This is a genomic window from Streptomyces antioxidans (genome assembly GCF_000968685.2).
GTDB lineage: Bacteria > Actinomycetota > Actinomycetes > Streptomycetales > Streptomycetaceae > Streptomyces > Streptomyces antioxidans.
This window is the reverse complement of the sequence record NZ_LAKD02000103.1, coordinates 1-1,103: the sequence shown is the minus strand read 5'-3', so window position 1 is coordinate 1,103 and position 1,103 is coordinate 1. Positions and strand designations below refer to the sequence as shown.

General features: G+C 67.3%; 1 protein-coding gene. It reads right to left on the bottom strand.

Annotation, left to right across the window (positions count from 1 at the left end):
* On the bottom strand, nt 1-1,018 hold a 1,018-nt coding region (locus tag VT50_RS31075; protein WP_206269510.1), incomplete at its 3' end, for a polyketide synthase dehydratase domain-containing protein.
* Between the last annotated feature and the right edge of the window lie 85 nt (nt 1,019-1,103).

The window sequence follows — 1,103 nt, the reverse complement described above, 5'->3', positions numbered from 1 at the left end:
CAACATCCGGCCCCACAACCGCCCACGAACCCCCACCAACAACCGAAGCCGACACGGCCACCGGCTGCCAATCCAACTGGAACAGCGAGTCATAACGACTGGCCCGGGCCGCCTGCAACTGCTCAGCCGAGATGGGCCGCAGAGCCAGGGACTCGATGGACACCACCGGCTGACCCTCCGCATCCGCCACCTCCAGCGCCACCGCATCCGACCCCGCACGGGCCAACCGCACCCGCACCACCGACGCACCCGAGGCATGCAACCGCACCCCCGACCACGCAAACGGAACACGCACCGAACCCAACCCCAGCTCCACATCCGGCTGCTGCTCGAAGTCCGCCGAGGCCACGGCATGCACGACCGCGTCCAGTAGTGCGGGATGGACTCCGAACCGCTCCACCTCACCCACCCGCTCCCGCGGAAGACGGACCTGAGCGAACACCTCCTCACCACGCCGCCAGACCGCCTCCACCCCCCGAAACGCCGGACCATAACCAAACCCACGCTCAGCGAGCCCGGCATAAAACCCTTCCGGATCCGACATCACCACCTCAGCACCCACCGGAGGCCACTGTTCCAACACCACCCCACCACCAGCAGCCGACTCCCCCGCCGCCAGCAACCCGCTCGCATGAGAGCTCCACACCCCGTCATCGGAGCCCGTCGCATCCTCAAAGCGCGAGTAGACCGCAACCGGCCGCAGACCAGCCGCATCCGGCTCCTCGACTACGACCTGAATCTGGACACCGCCCTGCTCGGGCAGGACCAACGGCGCCTCGAGCGTCAGCTCCTCCACCCGCTCGCAACCGACCTGATCGCCCACACGGATGACCAACTCGACCAGCGCGGCTGGTGGCACCAGCACGGTTCCCAAAACCTGGTGATCGGCGAGCCATGGGTGTGTCTCCAGCGAGATGCGCCCGGTGAAGAGCTGTCCACCTTCAGCGAGAGGGACCGCGGCTCCCAGCAGCGAGTGTTCAAGAGTCTCCATGCCCAGACCACTGGCATCGGCCGCCACGCTCGGAGCATCAAGCCAGTAACGCTCCCGCTGGAACGCATACGTCGGCAACGACACCACCGCCCCACCACCCGACCCATCCACC